The sequence below is a fragment of the Micromonospora sp. AMSO1212t genome, from assembly GCF_008868145.1.
Lineage (GTDB): Bacteria > Actinomycetota > Actinomycetes > Mycobacteriales > Micromonosporaceae > Micromonospora > Micromonospora tulbaghiae.
This window is the reverse complement of sequence record NZ_WBKS01000124.1, coordinates 1-17,989: the sequence shown is the minus strand read 5'-3', so window position 1 is coordinate 17,989 and position 17,989 is coordinate 1. Positions and strand designations below refer to the sequence as shown.

Annotated in this window: 19 protein-coding genes; 14 read left to right on the top strand and 5 right to left on the bottom strand. The window is 72.2% G+C overall.

Features of this window, described 5'->3' with window-relative positions:
* The 3 genes from F8279_RS24335 to F8279_RS24325 all read left to right on the top strand — a co-directional run.
* Positions 1-604, top strand: a 604-nt coding sequence (locus tag F8279_RS24335) for a ComEC/Rec2 family competence protein (RefSeq protein ID WP_368668839.1), incomplete at its 5' end; no start/stop codon positions are given.
* Between the two features lie 121 nt (positions 605-725).
* Positions 726-1,706: a DNA polymerase III subunit delta gene (gene holA / locus F8279_RS24330; protein WP_151501174.1), complete on the top strand. Its 981-nt coding sequence runs from the start codon at positions 726-728 to the stop codon at positions 1,704-1,706.
* Positions 1,703-2,212, top strand: coding sequence for a hypothetical protein (locus F8279_RS24325; protein WP_151501173.1), 510 nt, complete (start codon positions 1,703-1,705; stop codon positions 2,210-2,212). Before holA ends, F8279_RS24325 begins: the two co-directional genes overlap by 4 nt.
* A gap of 363 nt (positions 2,213-2,575) precedes the next feature.
* On the opposite strand, the gene rpsT is transcribed toward F8279_RS24325, so the two are convergent.
* Both rpsT and F8279_RS24315 read right to left on the bottom strand, forming a co-directional pair.
* Complete coding sequence (gene rpsT / locus F8279_RS24320; protein WP_091421793.1) at positions 2,576-2,842, bottom strand: 30S ribosomal protein S20; 267 nt, start codon at positions 2,840-2,842, stop codon at positions 2,576-2,578.
* A 268-nt stretch (positions 2,843-3,110) separates the two neighbouring features.
* Complete coding sequence (locus F8279_RS24315; protein ID WP_225853396.1) at positions 3,111-4,187, bottom strand: phosphotransferase family protein; 1,077 nt, start codon at positions 4,185-4,187, stop codon at positions 3,111-3,113.
* On the opposite strand from F8279_RS24315, the gene F8279_RS24310 reads away from it, so the two are divergent.
* The 7 genes from F8279_RS24310 (at position 4,186) to F8279_RS24280 (ending at position 11,086) form a co-directional block, all read left to right on the top strand.
* Positions 4,186-4,722, top strand: coding sequence for a DUF4240 domain-containing protein (locus F8279_RS24310; RefSeq protein ID WP_151501171.1), 537 nt, complete (start codon positions 4,186-4,188; stop codon positions 4,720-4,722). The genes F8279_RS24315 and F8279_RS24310 overlap by 2 nt on opposite strands.
* A gap of 106 nt (positions 4,723-4,828) precedes the next feature.
* The gene (lepA, locus tag F8279_RS24305) at positions 4,829-6,706 is read left to right on the top strand and encodes a translation elongation factor 4 (protein ID WP_091421785.1); all 1,878 of its coding nucleotides are present in this window, start codon (positions 4,829-4,831) and stop codon (positions 6,704-6,706) included.
* Between the two features lie 224 nt (positions 6,707-6,930).
* Entirely contained in the window at positions 6,931-7,218 is a 288-nt protein-coding gene (locus F8279_RS24300; RefSeq protein WP_091421781.1) for a GlsB/YeaQ/YmgE family stress response membrane protein, read from the top strand.
* A gap of 254 nt (positions 7,219-7,472) precedes the next feature.
* Entirely contained in the window at positions 7,473-7,757 is a 285-nt protein-coding gene (locus F8279_RS24295) for a GlsB/YeaQ/YmgE family stress response membrane protein (RefSeq protein ID WP_091421777.1), read from the top strand.
* Positions 7,758-7,980: 223 nt separating this feature from the next.
* Complete coding sequence (locus F8279_RS24290) at positions 7,981-9,273, top strand: sugar ABC transporter substrate-binding protein (RefSeq protein WP_151501170.1); 1,293 nt, start codon at positions 7,981-7,983, stop codon at positions 9,271-9,273.
* Complete coding sequence (locus F8279_RS24285; RefSeq protein WP_091421769.1) at positions 9,270-10,256, top strand: carbohydrate ABC transporter permease; 987 nt, start codon at positions 9,270-9,272, stop codon at positions 10,254-10,256. The genes F8279_RS24290 and F8279_RS24285 overlap by 4 nt, the downstream gene beginning before the upstream one ends.
* The gene (locus F8279_RS24280; RefSeq protein ID WP_091421764.1) at positions 10,253-11,086 is read left to right on the top strand and encodes a carbohydrate ABC transporter permease; all 834 of its coding nucleotides are present in this window, start codon (positions 10,253-10,255) and stop codon (positions 11,084-11,086) included. Before F8279_RS24285 ends, F8279_RS24280 begins: the two co-directional genes overlap by 4 nt.
* A gap of 14 nt (positions 11,087-11,100) precedes the next feature.
* Here the strand turns inward: F8279_RS24280 and F8279_RS24275 are convergent, their stop codons facing one another.
* Both F8279_RS24275 and F8279_RS24270 read right to left on the bottom strand, forming a co-directional pair.
* A complete protein-coding gene (locus tag F8279_RS24275; RefSeq protein ID WP_175438746.1) occupies positions 11,101-11,961 on the bottom strand; it encodes a hypothetical protein in 861 nt (286 codons plus the stop codon).
* A gap of 111 nt (positions 11,962-12,072) precedes the next feature.
* A complete protein-coding gene (locus F8279_RS24270) occupies positions 12,073-12,858 on the bottom strand; it encodes an enoyl-CoA hydratase-related protein (RefSeq protein WP_151501169.1) in 786 nt (261 codons plus the stop codon).
* A 19-nt stretch (positions 12,859-12,877) separates the two neighbouring features.
* On the opposite strand from F8279_RS24270, the gene hemW reads away from it, so the two are divergent.
* Entirely contained in the window at positions 12,878-14,101 is a 1,224-nt protein-coding gene (gene hemW, locus F8279_RS24265; protein ID WP_192580761.1) for a radical SAM family heme chaperone HemW, read from the top strand.
* Between the two features lie 39 nt (positions 14,102-14,140).
* Here the strand turns inward: hemW and F8279_RS24260 are convergent, their stop codons facing one another.
* Positions 14,141-14,788 carry a DUF4870 domain-containing protein gene (locus F8279_RS24260; protein WP_151501167.1) on the bottom strand — a complete coding sequence of 216 codons (648 nt, stop codon included), beginning with the start codon at positions 14,786-14,788 and terminating at the stop codon, positions 14,141-14,143.
* 232 nt (positions 14,789-15,020) lie between these two features.
* On the opposite strand from F8279_RS24260, the gene hrcA reads away from it, so the two are divergent.
* From hrcA to F8279_RS24245, 3 genes are all read left to right on the top strand, one after another.
* Positions 15,021-16,043, top strand: coding sequence for a heat-inducible transcriptional repressor HrcA (gene hrcA, locus F8279_RS24255; RefSeq protein ID WP_013287975.1), 1,023 nt, complete (start codon positions 15,021-15,023; stop codon positions 16,041-16,043).
* A 73-nt stretch (positions 16,044-16,116) separates the two neighbouring features.
* The gene (dnaJ, locus tag F8279_RS24250; protein ID WP_175438744.1) at positions 16,117-17,262 is read left to right on the top strand and encodes a molecular chaperone DnaJ; all 1,146 of its coding nucleotides are present in this window, start codon (positions 16,117-16,119) and stop codon (positions 17,260-17,262) included.
* A 1-nt stretch (position 17,263) separates the two neighbouring features.
* The coding region (locus tag F8279_RS24245; protein ID WP_151501166.1) for a 16S rRNA (uracil(1498)-N(3))-methyltransferase at positions 17,264-17,989 on the top strand (726 nt) is incomplete at its 3' end.

Here is a 17,989-nt window from a genome sequence, read left to right as displayed (position 1 = left end):
CGTCGGCGGCGTGGCCGGGGTGTTCCGGGGCCGTCGGGTGGGTGCGGTGGTGGGGCCGTCCTGGGCCGAGCCACCCTACGGCGCAGCCCAGGTACGGGATGCGGCCCGCCGGGCCGGTGCGCCGCTGTCCCCGGTTCAGGCGGGCTGGCGGTGGCGGGCGGGCGCGGTGGACCTGGTCGCGGTCGGGCCGCCGTACCCGCTGCGGGGCAGCCGGTCCGACCCGAACAACAACTCGCTGGTGCTGGCCGCCACCGTGGGCGGGGTACGGATCCTGCTCACCGGTGACGCCGAGACGGAGGAACAGCGGGCGATGCTGGAGACGACGCCGGCCGCCGCGATCCGGGCCGACGTGCTGAAGGTCGCCCACCACGGGTCGGCGTATCAGGCGCCGGAGTTCCTGGCCGCGGTGCGTCCGGCGGTGGCGCTGGTGTGCGTGGGGGTCGACAACGACTACGGGCACCCCAACGCCGGGCTGCTGGACCGGCTGACCCGGGGCGGCGCGCGGGTGCTGCGTACCGACACCGACGGGGACGTCGCGGCGGTCCGGGTAGGTGCTGGTCTCGCGGTGGTGAAACGTGGCGCCGAGTCGGGGCCGTCGCGATAGCCGGGGGATCTTGTCGCAGTAGATGGGGAATCAAGGCAAATGTCTGGATTTGCGCTGTGTGCGGGCTGCGCCGTCACAGTCCCCGATGAGCAGGCCCGGCCGGGTCGGAGGGCGTGCGAGTATGGGCGACGTGACCCCCGCCGACCTGCCTCCTATTGTGCTCGTCCTCGGCGACGAGGAGCTGCTCGCCACGCGCGCGGTCACCGAAGCCGTCGCCCGGGCCCGTCAGGTCGACCCCGACGTGGACGTGCGGGAATACCAGGCCGGCACGCTCACCGTGGGCGAGATCGCCGAGATGCTCAGCCCGTCGCTGTTCGGCGGTCGCCGGGTGCTCGTGCTCCGCTCCGGCCAGGACGCCCGCAAGGACCTGTCCGCCGCGCTGCTCGGGTACGCGAAGAATCCCGACCCGGACGTGCAGCTCGTGGTGCTGCACCTGGGCGGGGCCAAGGGCAAGGCGTTCGCCGACGGCCTGCGTGCGGCGGGCGCCACTGTGGTGCCGGCGGTGAAGCTCAAGGGCGACCGCGAGCGGGCCGCGTTCGTGCGGGACGAGATCCGCCGCATCGGCGGCAAGTGCACGCCCGACGCGGCCGATGCCCTGGTCGCAGCCGTCGGGAACGACATGCGTGAGCTGGCCGCCGCCTGCTCGCAGCTGGTCGCCGACACGGACGGGCGGATCGGCGCGGACACGGTCGCCAGGTACTACCGGGGACGGGCCGAGGTGACCGGCTTCACCGTCGCCGACGCGACGATGGTCGGTGACGTCCCCGGCGCGCTGGAGGCGCTGCGGTGGGCGCTGCACGTCGGCGTCGACCCGGTGCCGATCGCCGACGCGCTGGCCGACGGCGTACGGACCGTGGCCCGGGTCGCCGCCGCCGGCCGAGGCAGCGCGTTCCAGCTCGCCAAGACGCTCGGCATGCCGGCCTGGAAGATCGAGAAGGCCCAGGTACGCGCCCGGGGCTGGACGCCGGAGGGCCTGGTCGAGGCGATGCGGGTGGCCGCCGAGTGCAACGCGGCGGTCAAGGGCGGCGCCGACGACCGGGCGTACGCGCTGGAGCGGGCCGTGTTCTCGGTGGCGGCGGCCCGGCAGGGCGGCGCCCGGTGACCCGAGCGTGGTCGACGGTGGCCACGGACGAGGAGCGGTACCGTCCGCTCTACGCCCGGGTGCTGGGACTGCGCTTCGTCAACCCGGGTGGAGTGCTCTGCTTCCTCTTCTTCGAGGGTGCGGTGGCGCTGGCCGTTCTGCTCGCGCTCGCCGAACTGGTGAGCTGGTGGGCGGTGCTGGTGCTGCCGATCGCGGTGGCGGCGATGGTCAAGCTCAACGACGTGGTGGCCGAGATGGTCATCCGCACCGCCGCGCAGGTGCCCGAGCAGGAGCGGGACCGCTTCCGCCGCCAGATGGAGCCGGTGGTCGGGCGGGCCCGGGTGCCCGCCGGCGCCCGCGCACTGCCGGGCGCGCCGACATCGGCAAGCGCCCGCGCGTTGTCAGGCGGCGCGGCGCCGACGAGCGGGCGGGCGTTTCCGGGCGCTCCGACGCCGGTCGCCGACCCTCGGGGCGTCCGCTACCACCAGCCGCGACGCTCGACGTTCGACCGCCCCGGCGAGCGGTAAGCCACGGCGGCACCGGTGTGCGCCGACACCCAGCTCGCCTCGGCCGCGGTGGGCTGCGGCACACCAGAGCCGCCCGCCGCGCCTCCCGGGGTCCGCATCCTCCCGCCGACGTGATCATCGGCACGTCGACCCACATGCACCGAGTCCGGGCCGCCGCTGTCCGCAGCGGTCACCGATCGATCACGCCGCAGATCTTGGTACGAAATGGCCCCTATGGGGGCCGAAATCCTCCAAGATCTTCAAGCGCACCGCAGCGCACCGCAGCGCACCGCAGCGCAGCGCGGTGTCAAGGGGGAGTGCGGACAGGCGGAAGCCCCGTGGGCGCGGTGGCCCCGGGGCTTCCGATGGGATCTGTAGCGCTGGTCAGGCAGAGAACGAGGCGACGCGCTTGGCGATCGCCGACTTCCGGTTGGCCGCCTGGTTGGTGTGGATGACACCCTTGCTGGCAGCCTTGTCCAGCTTGCGGGTGGCCTCGCGCATGAGCACGGTGGCCTTCTCGGTGTCGCCCGCCTCGGCAGCCTCGTGGAACTTCCGGATGGCGGTCTTCAGCGACGACTTGACCGACTTGTTACGCAGCCGGCGCTTCTCGTTCTGCCGGTTGCGCTTGATCTGGGACTTGATGTTCGCCACGCGACAGCCTCGTCTTGATAGCTCGGGTTGGTCTGCTTTCGCGCACGACGAGCATGCGTCATCGCCGCGCGAAAAGCCAGGCTACCAGGTCGGCCCCGGACGAGCCAAAACGCCTCCAGCCCGGGCCGGTCCGACGCCCCTCCACCAGCCCCGCCGCCGTCCACCAGCCCGCCGCCAGCCGTGGCCGGCCGGGAGCCCGCCGCCAGCCGTGGCCGGCTGGAAGCCCACCGCCGGACCGGGCCGAGCGACGCGGGCCGAGCGGATCGGATCACGAGGGGCGCGGGCGGCGTGCCCAGGACCAGCCTCGCCGCTCGGCCAGCCAGCCGAGCGCCTGCCTCCCGCTCCAGCGCTGGTGGGCGCGCAGGTGCGGGGAGCCGGTCGACGGCCCGGCCGCTGCCCCGGTCAGGAAGTAACCGGCCAGCGCGGCGAGCGTCACGTCGAGCGCGTCCCCGGGCGCCCCTGCCGCCGCCGGGTGGGCGGCGAACGCGGCGTCGGCGTCGAGGCCGCTGGCGTACGCGGTGAGCAGCAGCCCGGCCAGGTCGAACCAGGCGGGACCGTGGCAGAGCCACGGCCAGTCGCACAGCCAGGCCCGCCCGTCGGAGTCGATCAGGAGGTTGTCCACCCGCAGGTCGCCGTGGGCCAGGCCGGGCGCGGCATCGGCGTACCCGGGCAGGCGCGACTCCAGCGCGACCAGCTCGGCCAGCGGCGCGCCGGTCGCCGGCTCGGGCAGCGGCTCACGCCCGGCGGCCACCTCGCCCCACCAGAGGATGTCGTCGCGGGCCAGGTCCGCGAGGCGGGGCAGCCGGAGCGCGGCCAGCTCCGCGGGCGGTTCGGCGAGCGCGGCGGCGACTTCGGCGTACGTGGCGAGGGCGGCGTCCAGCTCGGCCGGCGCCCAGGGCAGCCGTGGGGTGTGCCCGTCGATCGCGTCGAGCGCGAGCGCGTACCAGCCGGACTCGGTGAGCGCCCAGCGCGGCCGGGGCACCGGCAGCCCGGCCGGGAGCCGGGCCAGGATCGCCGCCTCGTGGGCGTACCAGTCGACCAGGTGCCGTTGCCCGTGCAGTGCCGCCGCCTTGACGAACGCGCGCTCCCCGGTGGGGCCGGTCAGTACGGCGGCGAAGCCGCTGGTGAATCCGCCGGCCGCCACCCGGACCGCCGCCGGTTCGCCGCCGACCCGGGCGGCCAGCGCGTCGCGCAGCCCGGCCGGCAGGTCGGCCCAGCCGGGCCGGACGGCTGTCGACCCGTACGGAACCGGCGGTAGGGATATCGCACGCACCGCTCCATGCTGCCGCACCGGCGGCGCGCGGCGAACCGGCGCGTCGGTGGGCTCTGCCAGACTGCCTGCCATGAGGACCGACGAGTTCTGGCAGTTGATCGACGACGCCCGCGCCGGTGCCGGGGGAGAGCCCGACGCGGTCGCCGCCCGGGCGGTCGCGCTGCTGGCCGAGCGCGACCCGGAGGAGATCGTCGGCTACGCCCACCACCAGCGGCGGGTGCTCGCCGCCTCCTACAAGGTCGACCTCTGGGGCGCGGCCTACCTCATCAACGGGGGTGCCTCGGACGACGGCTTCGAATACTTCCGGGGCTGGCTGATGACCCAGGGCCGGGCGGTGTTCGCGCGGGCGGTCGGCGACCCGGACGCGCTGGCCGAGCTGCCGCAGGTCCGGGCCGCGGCGCTCAGCGGCGAGGAGTTCGAGTGCGAGCAGATGCTGGCGGTGCCGTGGGACGCGTACCGGAAGGCGACCGCGTCCGACCTGCCGGCCGAGCGCGACCCGGTCCCAGTACCCGACCTGAACGACTTCTGGGACTTCGACGACGAGGATGAGGCCCGTCGCCGGCTGCCGAGGCTGGCCGCGCTGTTCGTCGAGCCACCGATGGAATAGCCGTGGAGTGAAGGGGGAGCCCGGGCGCGCCCCGGGCGACGTGGGACCATGGAGGGGGCCGGCGGCGCGCCGGCCCGCTCACGTCAGCCGACCAGAACGGACCGCTGTGCCACCGACGCTCGATCCCGGCGCGAACGCTCCTGGTGCCACCGACCCGGCGCGCATCCGGAACTTCTGCATCATCGCCCACATCGACCACGGGAAGTCGACCCTGGCCGACCGGATGTTGCAGCTCACCGGTGTGGTCGACCCGCGGCAGATGCGCGCGCAGTACCTGGACCGGATGGACATCGAGCGCGAGCGCGGCATCACCATCAAGAGCCAGGCCGTGCGAATGCCGTGGACGATCCGCGAGGGCGACCGGACCGGCGAGACCGCCGTGCTCAACATGATCGACACCCCGGGCCACGTGGACTTCACCTACGAGGTGTCCCGTTCGCTGGCCGCCTGCGAGGGCGCGATCCTGCTCGTCGACGCCGCGCAGGGCATCGAGGCGCAGACGCTCGCCAACCTCTACCTGGCGCTCGAGAACGACCTGCACATCATCCCGGTGCTCAACAAGATCGACCTGCCGGCCGCCCAGCCGGAGAAGTACGCCGAGGAGCTGGCCCACCTGATCGGCGGCGACCCGGCGGACTGCATCAGGGTCTCCGGCAAGACCGGCGAGGGCGTGCCCTACCTCCTGGACGAGATCGTCCGCCAGTTCGTGCCGCCGGTGGGCGACGCCGCGGCTCCGGCCCGCGCGATGATCTTCGACTCGGTGTACGACGTCTACCGGGGCGTGGTCACGTACGTCCGGGTGATCGACGGCCGGATCTCCGCCCGGGACCGGATCAAGATGATGTCCACCGGCGCGGTCCACGAGCTGCTGGAGATCGGCGTCATCTCACCGGAGATGGTGAAGGCCGACGCGCTCGGCGTCGGCGAGGTGGGTTACCTGATCACCGGCGTGAAGGACGTGCGTCAGTCCCGGGTGGGTGACACGGTCACCATCAACAACAACCCGGCCAAGGAGGCGCTCGGCGGCTACAAGGACCCGAAGCCGATGGTCTACTCGGGTCTCTATCCGATCGACGGCTCGGACTACCCGAACCTGCGCGAGGCGCTGGACAAGCTCAAGCTCAACGACGCCGCGCTGGTCTACGAGCCGGAGACCTCCGGCGCGCTGGGCTTCGGCTTCCGCTGCGGCTTCCTCGGCCTGCTGCACCTGGAGATCATCCGGGAGCGGCTGGAGCGGGAGTTCAACCTCGACCTGATCTCCACCGCCCCGAACGTGGTCTACCGGGCCATCCAGGAGGACGGCGAGGAGATCGTGGTCACCAACCCGAGCGAGTACCCGACCGGCAAGATCGCCGAGGTGTACGAGCCGACGGTGCGGGCCACGGTGCTGACTCCGAACGACTACGTCGGCGCGGTGATGGAGCTGTGCCAGGGCCGGCGGGGCAGCCTGCTCGGCATGGACTACCTCTCCGCCGACCGGGTGGAGCTGCGGTACACGCTGCCGCTGGCCGAGATCATCTTCGACTTCTTCGACCAGCTCAAGAGCCGCACCAAGGGCTACGCCTCGCTCGACTACGAGCCCTCCGGCGAGCAGGCGTCCGACCTGGTGAAGGTGGACATCCTGCTGCACGGCGAGCCGGTCGACGCGTTCAGCGCGATCGTGCACAAGGACAAGGCGTACGCGTACGGCACGACGATCGCGGCGAAGCTGCGCTCGCTGATCCCGCGCCAGCAGTTCGAGGTGCCGATCCAGGCGGCCATCGGCAGCCGGGTGATCGCCCGGGAGACCATCCGCGCGATCCGCAAGGACGTGCTCGCCAAGTGCTACGGCGGTGACATCAGCCGTAAGCGCAAGCTGCTGGAGAAGCAGAAGGAGGGCAAGAAGCGGATGAAGATGGTGGGCCGGGTGGAGGTTCCCCAGGAGGCGTTCATCGCGGCGCTGTCGTCCGACTCCGGCGACGGCAAGCCCTCCGGCAAGAAGTAGCAGTCAGGCTCCACGAACCGGCCGGCGTCCTCGTCCTCAGGGCGCCGGCCGGTTCGCGTACCCAGGAAATTTTCAGCCTCTGGCAGCGCTCCCACCTGCGGGTTCGTCCCGGCGGGGGAGCGGCGGTCGATACCGCCGGTTTCGGTTTTCGATGCGTCGGGCACTTAGCGGGCACGACAGCAAACGCACACAGAACGTGCGAAATCGCTTTAGGAGGACCGACCGTGGAGTTCACCGTCTGGGGCATCGTCACCGCGCTCGTCGTGGGTCTGATCGTCGGCGCGCTGGGCCGGCTGGTCGTGCCGGGCCGGCAGAACATGCCGATGTGGCTGCACATGGTGATCGGCGTCGCCGCGGCGCTGCTGGGCACCGTCCTGGCCCGCGCGCTCGGCATCGCAACGCAGACCGCCGGCATCGACTGGGCCGAGCTGGCCGTGCAGGTCGTGCTCGCCGCCATCGGTGTGGCCCTGGTGGCCGGCGTCGGCCGCCGCCGCAGCGTCTCGCGTTACTGATCGACGCACGAACGCGCCTCGACGGGCGCCCGGCCGTATCGGCCGGGCGCCCGTCGGCGTATTCGGCGCATTGAACCCCGTCGGTGCGCCGGCTCCGCCCGCCGCGCCGGGCTTCGGGGAGAAACAGCAGGTCAGGGTACGTCTGAACAATTCGTCATCGGAGTCGGTTTGGATTTCGGGGCGGTCGGGAACTTAGCGATCACGACAGTAACCACACAAAAACGTGTGACCGGTTCTTAAGGAGGAGGGCGACCATGGAGCTCACCGTTTGGGGCATCATCACCGCGCTGGTCGTTGGTCTGATCGTCGGCGCGCTGGGCCGGCTGGTCGTGCCGGGCCGGCAGAACATGCCGATCTGGCTGCACATGCTGATCGGTGTCGGCGCCGCGCTTCTGGGCACGATCGTGGCCCGGGCCTCCGGCTTCGCCGAGACCGCCGGTATCGACTGGCGCGAGCTGATGCTGCAGGTGCTCTTCGCCGCGATCGGTGTGGCCCTGGTGGCCGGTATCGGCCGTCGCCGCAGCGTCTCGCGCTACTGACCCCGCACCACGCGCCTCGACGGGCGCCCGGCCTCACCGGCCGGGCGCCCGTCGGCGTACGTAGGCACTGAACTGCTCGGACGGCATCGATGTCGGCCGGGCCTTCGGCTGCGATACGGTCGCCTGTGCCCTCCGTCACGAACACCCCCTGTTGTAAAGGAAATTTTCCTACTAAGGTGCGGCGGAGAAGGTTAGTGCCAAACGGCCCTGAGGGAGATATGGCGTGAACAGGTGGAAGCGGCTGGCTCCGGTCACCGCCATCGTGGCGTCGGCCGCGTTGGTGCTGACCGCGTGCGGTGGCTCCGGCGACGACGACAAGGCCGCCGACAACAGCAAGCTCACTGTGTGGATGATGGGTGAGGGCGGCGACGCCCAGACCAAGTTCCTCGACAGCGTCGAGGCGGAGTTCAAGAAGAAGCACCCCGAGACCGACGTCGTGGTGCAGTACATCCCCTGGCTCGAGGCGCCGAAGAAGTTCCAGGCCGCGCTCGCCGGTGGTGAGGGCCCGGACGTCACCGAGCTGGGCAACACCGAGACCCAGGGCTGGGCCGCGCAGGAGGCCCTGGCCGACGTCTCGGACAAGTTCAACGGCTGGTCCGAGGGCAAGGACATCCTGCCCGACCTGGTCAAGAACGCCCAGCTCGACGGCAAGCAGTACGGCGTGCCGTGGTACGCCGGCGTGCGTGCCGTCTACTACCGCACCGACTGGTTCGCCGAGGCCGGCGTGAAGCCGCCGACGAACTGGGACGAGATGGTCGCCGCCGCGAAGGCCGTGCAGGCCAAGAAGCCGGGCACCTACGGCATCGCCCTGCCCGGCAACTCCGAGCTGCCGTTCTACTCCTTCCTCTGGGGTGCCGGCGCGGAGATCGCCATCAAGGACGGCGACAGCTGGAAGTCCGGCTACAACACCCCCGAGGCGCAGAAGGCGGTCAAGTTCTGGACCGACCTGGTGACCGTGCACAAGGTGGCCCCGCCGGCCGCCGCCGGGTGGAACGAGGTCGACGCCCGTACCCAGTTCGCCACCGGCAAGGCCGCGATGGCGTTCGCCGGTAGCTGGCAGGGCGGCGCGATGAAGAAGGACAACCCCGACATCGAGAAGGTGTGGGGCACGTTCCCGATCCCCGGCCCGGACGGCAAGCCCGCCCCGGCGTTCGCCGGCGGCTCCGACATCGCCATCTGGAAGGACAGCGAGCGGGCGGCGCTGGCCTGGGACTACATGACCGTGCTGCTGAGCAAGCAGAAGGACAAGGAGTTCGCCAGCAGCCTCGGGTTCTTCCCGGTCTACCAGGACCTGGTCAGCAGCGGCGACTACGCCAACGACAAGGTGATGGCCGCGTTCGCCACCGCCATCCAGAACACCAAGCTGACCCCGCTCACCCCGAAGTGGGTCGAGGTCAGCCGCACCAAGACGGTGACCCAGGCGATGAACAGCTCGGTCATCAAGGGCCAGAAGACGGTCGAGAAGGCCACCGCCGACGCGGCCACCGAGATGGAAAGCATCCTCAACGCCAAGTGACCACGCTGACCGAGGCCACCGGCGAGGCCGCCGCGCGGGAGACCCCCGCGCGGCGGCGCCGTCGCCGGGTGGACCACCTTCCGTACCTGCTCCTGCTGCCCTGCCTGGCGATCATCGCCGTGCTGCTGCTCTGGCCGCTCGGCCAGGTCGTGTGGATGTCCTTCCACAAGCTGGACAGCGTCCGGCAGCTGCGCGGCGACCGCGAGTGGCCGTGGGTCGGCCTGGCCAACTACGCGCAGATCCTCGGCGACCCGTTCTTCCGTACGGTGCTGCGCAACACCGTGCTGTTCGCGCTCGCCAACGTGGCGCTCACGATGATCCTCGGCACCCTGGTCGGGCTGCTGCTCAACCGCCTGGGCAAGAAGATGGCCACGTTCGTGGCGAGCTGCGTGATGCTCGCCTGGGCCACCCCGGCGCTGACCGGCACGATCGTCTGGAAGTGGATCTTCGACGACACGAGCGGCCTGGTCACCTGGCTGTTCAACAAGCTCCCGGACGGGCTCTCCACGGCCCTGTTCGGGCGCAGCGACTGGACCGGGTACGGCTGGTTCAACGACCCGCTGATGTTCTTCGCCATCCTGACGCTCGTGGTGGTCTGGCACTCGTTCCCGTTCATCGCGGTGAGCGTCCTGGCCGGGCTCAAGAGCGTGCCGACGGAGTTGCAGGAGGCGGCCCGGGTCGACGGCGCCGGGCCGTGGAAGGTGTTCTGGTCGGTCACGTTCCCGGTCCTGCGGCCGGTCTTCGGCATCCTCGTGGTGCTCTCCACGATCTGGGACTTCAAGGTCTTCACCCAGCAGTTCGTGCTGGCCGGCGGCACCCAGGACCGGTCGACGTTCATGCTGTCGATCTACTCGTACGCGGAGGCGTTCTCGCCGCCGCCCAAGTACGGCCTCGGCTCCGCCATCGCGGTCATCCTCACCGTGATCCTGCTCGTGGTGACCGCCCTGTACGTCCGCATGGTGCTGCGGCAGGAGGACGAATGATGAAGAAGGTCGCCCTCAACGGCGCGGGCCTGCTGGTCGCGCTCTTCGCTGCGTTCCCGGTCTACTGGATGGTGGCGACCTCGCTGAAGCCCAACCGGGAGATCTTCTCGTCCACCCCCCGGCCGGTGCCGGCGGAGCCGACGCTGGAGCACTACCGGGAGATCCTCACCGGCAACCTGATCCCGGGCGTGACGTTCGCCGACTTCTTCCTCAACAGCGCGCTCGTCGCGCTGGCGACGGTGCTGCTGAGCGGGCTGGTCGCGCTGCTCGCCGCGACCGCCGTGGCCCGGTTCCGGTTCAAGCTGCGCACCACGTTCCTGATCATGCTGCTGGTGGTGCAGATGATCCCGCTGGAGGCGCTGGTCATCCCGCTGTTCCTGATGATCCAGCGACTCGGCCTCTACAACACGCTGCCCAGCCTGATCCTCACGTACCTCGGTTTCTCGCTGCCGTTCGCGGTCTGGATGCTGCGCGGCTTCGTCGCGGCGGTGCCCAAGGAACTGGAGGAGGCCGCCGCCATCGACGGCGCCAGCCGGGCCCAGACGTTCCGCAAGGTGCTGTTCCCGCTCGTCGCGCCCGGCCTGGTCGCCACCAGCATCTTCTCGTTCATCACCGCGTGGAACGAGCTGATCTTCGCGCTGACCTTCATCAACGACCAGCAGAAATACACGCTGCCGGTCGCGATGACGTTCTTCTTCGGCCGGGACGACACCGCCTGGGGGTCGGTGATGGCCGCGTCCACGCTGTTCACCCTGCCGGTGATCGTCTTCTTCCTGCTGGTGCAGCGCCGGATGGTCTCCGGCCTGGTCGCCGGAGCGGTCAAGGGCTGACCCGGCGGCGCCGGTCAGGCCGCGGCGAACACCTCGGCGCGCACCTCGGAGGCCGGGTCGCCCTTCACCCGGGCCCAGGAGCCCTGCTCGGCGGTCCACTCCAGGTTGCCGAAGCGGACCTTCTTCACGCCGTGGTCGTCGGCGTGCGAGACCAGCCAGTGCGCGTACCGCCAGCCGTTGCGGTCGTCACCGGCCGGCACGGTGAGCGCGGTCAAATCGGTCGCCGTGGCCAGCCGGGGCAGCCCCCAGTCCAGCGACAGGCTCTCCAGCACCGCGCTGGCGGCGGCCGGGCCGCGCATCGTCGGCGGCGAGGAGACGGTGCAGGCCACCGCGCCGGTCGCGTGGCCGAGCAGCGCGCGGGTGAGGACCTCCGACTCGTCCGCCCACTTCTGGTACGCCTCGGGGAACGCCGACCGCTGCACCCGCTGGGCGGCGTCGGTGATCCGCATCCGCTCCCAGCCCTTGACCTTCTTCAGCGCGGCGTAGAACTTGTTCGCCGCGTACCGCGGGTCCTGGATCTCCTCCGGGGTGCCCCAGCCCTGGCTCGGGCGCTGCTGGAACAGGCCGAGCGAGTCGCGGTCACCGTGGGCGATGTTGCGCAGGTGCGACTCCTGGTACGCGGTCGCCAGCGCCACCACCACCGCCCGCTCGGGCATCCGGCGCTGCATCCCGATGGCCGCGATGGTGGCCGCGTTCGCCATCTGGTCGGCGCCGAGCACCACCTCGCCGTCCGCCTTCACGGTGCAGGTCCGGCTGGCCAGCGGCAGCCGCAGGTGCTCGCCGAACTGCTTGGTCACGACGTAGACCGCGAGCAGTGCCAGCACGCACACCGCCACCCCGGATGCCACGATCGCCGCTCGCGTCCGCACCCGCACCCCCTGTCCCGACAGTCCGACAAGCGTACGTCCCACCCGCCACGGCGGCTCTCGGCCGACCGGCGGGCCCCACGTCGGCCGGAGTGGCTCACGCAGGGCCCGCCGCGCACCTCAGTCCTCGGCGGGCACCCAGGCGGCGGGACGCTTCTCCCGGAACGCCATCACGCCCTCGCGCCCCTCGTCGGAGAGGAAGTACCCGGTCGACAGCGCGGCCAACTCGGCGATCTCGGCCCGCAGGTCCGGCCCGGCGGTCCGGCGCAGCAGCTCCTTCGCCCCGGCCAGCGCCCCGGGGGCGCCCTTGACCAGCGAGGCGCAGTAGCGCTCGACGGCGGCGTCCAGCTCGTCGCCCGGCACCGCGGCGGTGACCAGGCCGATCTCGGCGGCCCGGCGGCCGTCGAACGTGTCGCCGGTCAGGTACAGCTCGGCGGCGGCCCGCTGACCCAGCCGGGGCAGCACGGTCGCCGAGATCACCGCCGGGATCACCCCGATCCGCACCTCGGTGAACGCGAACGTCGCCTCCTGCGCGCAGACCGCCAGGTCGGCGGCGGCGATCAGGCCCAGCCCACCGGCCCGGGCCGGCCCGGCCACCTTCGCCACCACCGGCTTCGGGCACTCCCGTACCGCGACGAGCACGTCGCCGAGCATCCCGGCGGGCACCGTGCCGCTGGCGTACGCGGCGGCTGTCTCCTTCAGGTCGGCGCCGGAGCAGAAGACCGGGCCGGTGTGGTCGAGCACGATCGCGCGTACCGCGTCGTCGGCGACCGCGTCGGCCAGCCCGGCCAGCAGCTGGGTCATCAGGGGCGTGGAGAGCGCGTTGCGATTGTGCGGGCTGTCCAGGGTGAGGGTGGTCACCCCACGGGCCGTGGCGACTCGCACGAGAGCGTCCGGAGAGGTCATGCCGGGCACACTAGTGGCCATGCCCGGCGTCCTTCCAGAAGGCGAACCCGTCCCGCGCGACGGATCGCTGCCCGCCACCGCCCGTCGCGCCGTCGGCGCGCGCGGCTTCGGCGTGTACGTCCACGTCCCGTTCTGCGCCAGCCGGTGCGGCTACTGCGACTTCAACACGTACACCGCGTCGGAGCTGGGCGGCGGGGCGAGCCGGGAGACGTACGCCGACTCGGTGCTGGCCGAGCTGGAGCTGGCCGCCCGGGTGCTGGGCGACTCGCCGCCGCCCCGGGTCGACACCGTCTTCGTCGGCGGCGGCACGCCCACCCTGCTGCCGGCCGACGACCTGGCCCGGATCCTCGACGGCATCGACCGCGTCTGGGGGCTGGCCGCCGACGCCGAGGTGACCACCGAGGCCAACCCCGAGTCGGTCGGCCCGGAGTCGCTCAAGACGCTGCGGGCGGCCGGGTACACCCGGATCTCGCTGGGCATGCAGTCCGCCGCACCCGGCGTGCTGGCGGTGCTCGACCGGCGGCACAGCGCGGGCCGGGCCACCGCCGCCGCGCTGGAGGCGCGCGACGCCGGGTTCGAGCACGTGAACCTGGACCTGATCTACGGCACGCCGGGCGAGACGGCCGAGGACTTCGCCGCCTCGCTGGCCCAGGTGGTCGACGCGGGCGTGGATCACGTCAGCGCGTACGCCCTGATCGTGGAGGACGGCACCCGGCTGGCCGCGCGGATGCGCCGGGGCGAGCTGCCGTACCCCTCCGACGACGTGGCGGCGGACCGCTACCTGGCCGCGGAGGCCGCGCTCGGCGAGGCCGGATTCTCCTGGTACGAGGTGTCGAACTGGGCCCGCTCGGCGGCCGCCCGGTGCCGGCACAACCTGCTCTACTGGACCGGCGCCGACTGGTGGGGCCTGGGCCCGGGGGCGCACAGCCACGTCGGCGGCGTGCGCTGGTGGAACGTCAAGCACCCGAGCGCGTACGCGGCGCGGCTGGCCGAGGGCGCCTCGCCCGCGCTGGCCCGGGAACAGCTCACCGCTGACGAGCAGCACATGGAGGACGTGATGCTGCGGGTGCGGCTCGCCTCCGGTCTGCCGCTGGACGTGCTGGACTCCGCCGGACGGGCGGGCGCCGAGCGGGCCCGGGACGCCGGGTTGCTCGACGACGGGGCGTACGCGCGAGGGCTTGTGGTGCTGACGCTGCGCGGCCGGCTGCTGGCCGACGCGGTGGTACGCGACCTGCTGCCGTGACCGGCACCGGCCGGCCGCCCCCTCGGCCGGCCGGCGGTGTCACTTGATGAAGTTGTAGGTCATCGGGTAGCGGTAGAGCACACCCTCGTTGGCCTTGATCCCGCCGATGATCCCGAAGATCAGCGGCACCAGCCAGACCAGCATCGGGACGAAGAACAGGATCCCGCAGGTGATGACCGTGATCACCCAGGCGAGCACGCTGGCGATGGTCCAGGTGATCTGGAAGTTCAGCGCCGCGACCGCGTGGGCGCGGACCGTCGGCGACTGCTGACCGCGGGTCATCATGGCGATCAGCGGGGCGACCCAGCCGAGCAGACCGCCACCGACGATGACGCCTGCGGCGCCACCGAAGTGCGACACCAGCGCCCAGGTCTTCTCGTCGTTGTCGGCGTACGCCGCGGGGCCGTATCCGCCACCGGCCGGGTAGCCGGCGGCGCCGTAGCCCGGCGTGCCGCCCGGCGGGGGGTTACCACCAGGGGGCGGGTAGCCGCCCGGCGGAGGTTGACCGCCCGGAGGCGGGTAGCCACCCGGGGGCGGATAGTCACCGGGCGGGGGATAGCCGCCCGCGTCCGGCGCGCCGGACAGTGGAGCGGTGGGCGGTTCGCCGGCCGGCGAGCCGTAGGGCGCCGACGGGTCGGGCTGGGGGCCGGAGTCCCCTGCCCCGGGCGGGCGAGGAGGTTCAGTCATGGTCGCCACGGTAGGGGCAGCCGTCAACCGGCACCAGAGCGACACAGACCGACGATGACCGGCTGTTCGGCCCTGGTGGGCCGTGCTGTGGGGCGGGCCGCACCGCAGGTCCGTCAGCCGATCATCGCGTCGGCGGGGGTGCCGACGTAGACTGGCACTCGCTACAGTCGAGTGCCAGCCGCACGGCGGATGCCGCGCGCCGGCCCGACCGAGGTGCGTCAGGAGGTGGGGAATGGGTCTCGACGACCGCAAACTCGCCGTGCTGCGCGCGATCGTCGAGGACTACGTCGCCACGCAGGAGCCGGTCGGCAGCAAGGCCCTGGTCGAGCGGCACCAGCTCGGCGTCTCGCCGGCCACGGTGCGCAACGACATGGCGGTGCTGGAGGAGGAGGGCTACATCCGGCAGCCGCACACCAGCGCCGGCCGGGTGCCCACCGACCGCGGCTACCGTCTCTTCGTCGACCGGCTCTCCCGGGTCAAGCCGCTCAGCCCGGCCGAGCGCCGGGCGATCGAGCGCTTCCTGGTCGGCGCCGTCGACCTGGACGACGTGGTGCACCGCACCGTCCGGCTGCTCGCCCAGCTCACCCGGCAGGTCGCCGTGGTGCAGTACCCGAGCCTGGCCCGGTCCAAGGTGCGCCACCTGGAGCTGGTGCCGATCTCCACCACCCGGCTGATGGTCGTCATGATCGCCGACACCGGCCGGGTCGAGCAGCGGCTGGTCGAGCTGCCCGCCCCGGTGCCCGCCGACGACGTGACCGACCTGCGCCGGCTGGTGAACGAGAAGCTCGTCGGCAGCCAGCTCGCCGAGACGCCGCCGCTGGTGCAGGCGCTCGTCGAGGAGTCCGCGCCGCATCTGCGCCCGGCCATGACCACGCTCTCCACCGTGCTGCTGGAGACGCTCGTGGAACGGCACGAGGAGCGGCTCGCGCTGGCCGGGCAGGCCAACCTCACCCGGGGTGGCCTGCTCGACTTCCAGGGTTCGCTGCGGCCCATCCTGGAGGCGCTCGAAGAAGAGGTCGTGCTGCTCAAGCTGATCGGCGAGACCGAGCCGAGCACCACCCGGGTGCTCATCGGCGACGAGAACGAGTTCGACAACCTGCGGGCCGCCTCGGTGGTCAGCACCGGCTACGGACCGGGCAGCACGATCGTCGGCGGGCTCGGCGTGCTCGGGCCGACCCGGATGGACTACCCCGGCAATATCGCCATGGTGAGGGCCGTGGCACGCTACGTGGGCGAACTGCTGGCCCAGAACTGACCAGTCAGGGCCGACGGCCGGTTCCGGCCGACGACCGGAGCGACGCGAGACGAACATGAGGACACCTAACGCAGTGGCCAGGGACTACTACGGCATTCTCGGCGTGAGCCGGGACGCCTCCGACGACGAGATCAAGCGCGCCTACCGCAAGCTGGCGCGGCAGTTCCACCCGGACGTCAATCCGGACCCGGAGGCCCAGGAGAAGTTCAAGGACATCAACGCCGCGTACGAGGTCCTCTCGGACGACCGGAAGCGGCAGATCGTCGACCTGGGCGGCGACCCGCTCGCCCCGGGCGGCGGTGGCATGGGCGGTCCCGGCGGCCCGGGCGGCGCCGGTCCGTTCGTCGGCTTCCAGGACATCATGGACGCGTTCTTCGGCGGCGCCGCGGGCGGCAGCCGGGGCCCGCGTCCGCGTACCCGCCCCGGTGCGGACGCGATCCTGCGCCTGGAACTGGACCTCAACGAGACCGCGTTCGGCGTCGAGGCGCCGATCACCGTCGACACCGCAGTGCTCTGCACCACCTGCTCCGGCGCCGGCACCGCCGCCGGCACCCACCTGGCCACCTGCGAGGCGTGCGGCGGCCGGGGCGAGGTGCAGTCGGTGCAGCGGACCTTCCTCGGTCAGGTGGTCTCCGCCCGGCCGTGCACCGTCTGCCAGGGCTACGGCACCACCATCCCGCACCCCTGCCCGACCTGCGCCGGTGACGGCCGGGTGCGCACCCGCCGCTCGCTGACCGTCAAGATCCCGGCCGGGGTCGAGGACGGCATGCGGATCCGCCTGGCCCAGCAGGGCGAGGTCGGCCCGGGCGGCGGCACCGCCGGCGACCTGTACGTCGAGATCCACGAACGGCCGCACGACGTCTACTCCCGCAAGGGCGACGACCTGCACTGCCGTGTCACAGTGCCGATGACCGCCGCCGCGCTCGGCACCCGGCTGACCATCAAGACGCTGGACAGCGAGGAGACGGTCGACGTCAAGCCCGGCACCCAGCCCGGCAGCACGCTGCGGCTGCGCGCCCGGGGCGTACCGCACCTGCGCGGCACCGGCCGGGGTGACCTCTACGTGCACCTGGACGTGCGTACCCCGACCAAGCTGGACGCCGACCAGGAGCGGATGCTGCGCGACTTCGCCAAGACACGCGGCGAGGAGGTCGCCGAGCTGACCAAGCAGGGCGGTTTCTTCTCCCGGATGCGCGACGCCTTCAACGGGCACGCCTGAGGTGTCCGCGCCGCTGTTCCTGGTCGAGGCGCTGCCGACAGGTGACACGCTGACGCTGGACGGCCCGGAGGGCCACCACGCGGCCACCGTGCAGCGGCTGCGCGTCGGCGAGGAACTGGTGCTCGCCGACGGCCGGGGCGGCACCGCCGCCGCGGTGGTCACCGCCGTCGGCCGCGGCACGCTCGACCTGCGGGTCACCAGCCGGGGGTACGCGGACGCGCCGGTGCCCCGGCTGGTCGTGGTGCAGGGCATCGCCAAGGGCGACCGGGGTGAACTCGCCGTGCAGGCGATGACCGAGGTCGGGGTGGACGAGATCGTGCCCTGGGCGGCGTCCCGCTCGGTGGCGCAGTGGCGCGGCGAACGGGGCGAACGGGCCCGGCAGAAGTGGGTGGCCACCGCCCGGGAGGCGGCCAAGCAGGCCCGCCGCCCGTGGCTTCCGGTGGTGGCCGGCGCGCCCGACGAGTCCACCGCCTCGGTGGCCCGCCGGATCGCCGGCGCGGCCGGAGCGTTCGTGCTGCACGAGGGCGCACAGGACCGGCTGACCACCGTCGACCTGCCGGCGGCCGGCGAGATCGTGCTGGTGGTCGGCCCGGAGGGAGGCATCGCCGACCACGAGTTGGCCGCCTTCGCCGAAGCAGGCGCCCGCACGGTCCGCCTGGGCCCGACGGTCCTGCGCACGTCGACAGCAGGCGTGGCAGCCCTGACAGTCCTGGCCACCCGCCTGACC

What these genes read in the sequence shown, in the direction of transcription:
- F8279_RS24270 (WP_151501169.1), bottom strand. Translation starts at nt 12,858, where the DNA reads ATGACCTCTCCGGACGCTCTCGTGCGAGTCGCCACGGCCCGTGGGGTG.
- F8279_RS24280 (WP_091421764.1), top strand. Translation starts at nt 10,253, where the DNA reads ATGATGAAGAAGGTCGCCCTCAACGGCGCGGGCCTGCTGGTCGCGCTC.
- F8279_RS24295 (WP_091421777.1), top strand. Translation starts at nt 7,473, where the DNA reads ATGGAGCTCACCGTTTGGGGCATCATCACCGCGCTGGTCGTTGGTCTG.
- hemW (WP_192580761.1), top strand. Translation starts at nt 12,878, where the DNA reads ATGCCCGGCGTCCTTCCAGAAGGCGAACCCGTCCCGCGCGACGGATCG.
- F8279_RS24315 (WP_225853396.1), bottom strand. Translation starts at nt 4,187, where the DNA reads ATGGCAGGCAGTCTGGCAGAGCCCACCGACGCGCCGGTTCGCCGCGCG.
- F8279_RS24260 (WP_151501167.1), bottom strand. Translation starts at nt 14,788, where the DNA reads ATGACTGAACCTCCTCGCCCGCCCGGGGCAGGGGACTCCGGCCCCCAG.
- F8279_RS24310 (WP_151501171.1), top strand. Translation starts at nt 4,186, where the DNA reads ATGAGGACCGACGAGTTCTGGCAGTTGATCGACGACGCCCGCGCCGGT.
- holA (WP_151501174.1), top strand. Translation starts at nt 726, where the DNA reads ATGGGCGACGTGACCCCCGCCGACCTGCCTCCTATTGTGCTCGTCCTC.
- hrcA (WP_013287975.1), top strand. Translation starts at nt 15,021, where the DNA reads ATGGGTCTCGACGACCGCAAACTCGCCGTGCTGCGCGCGATCGTCGAG.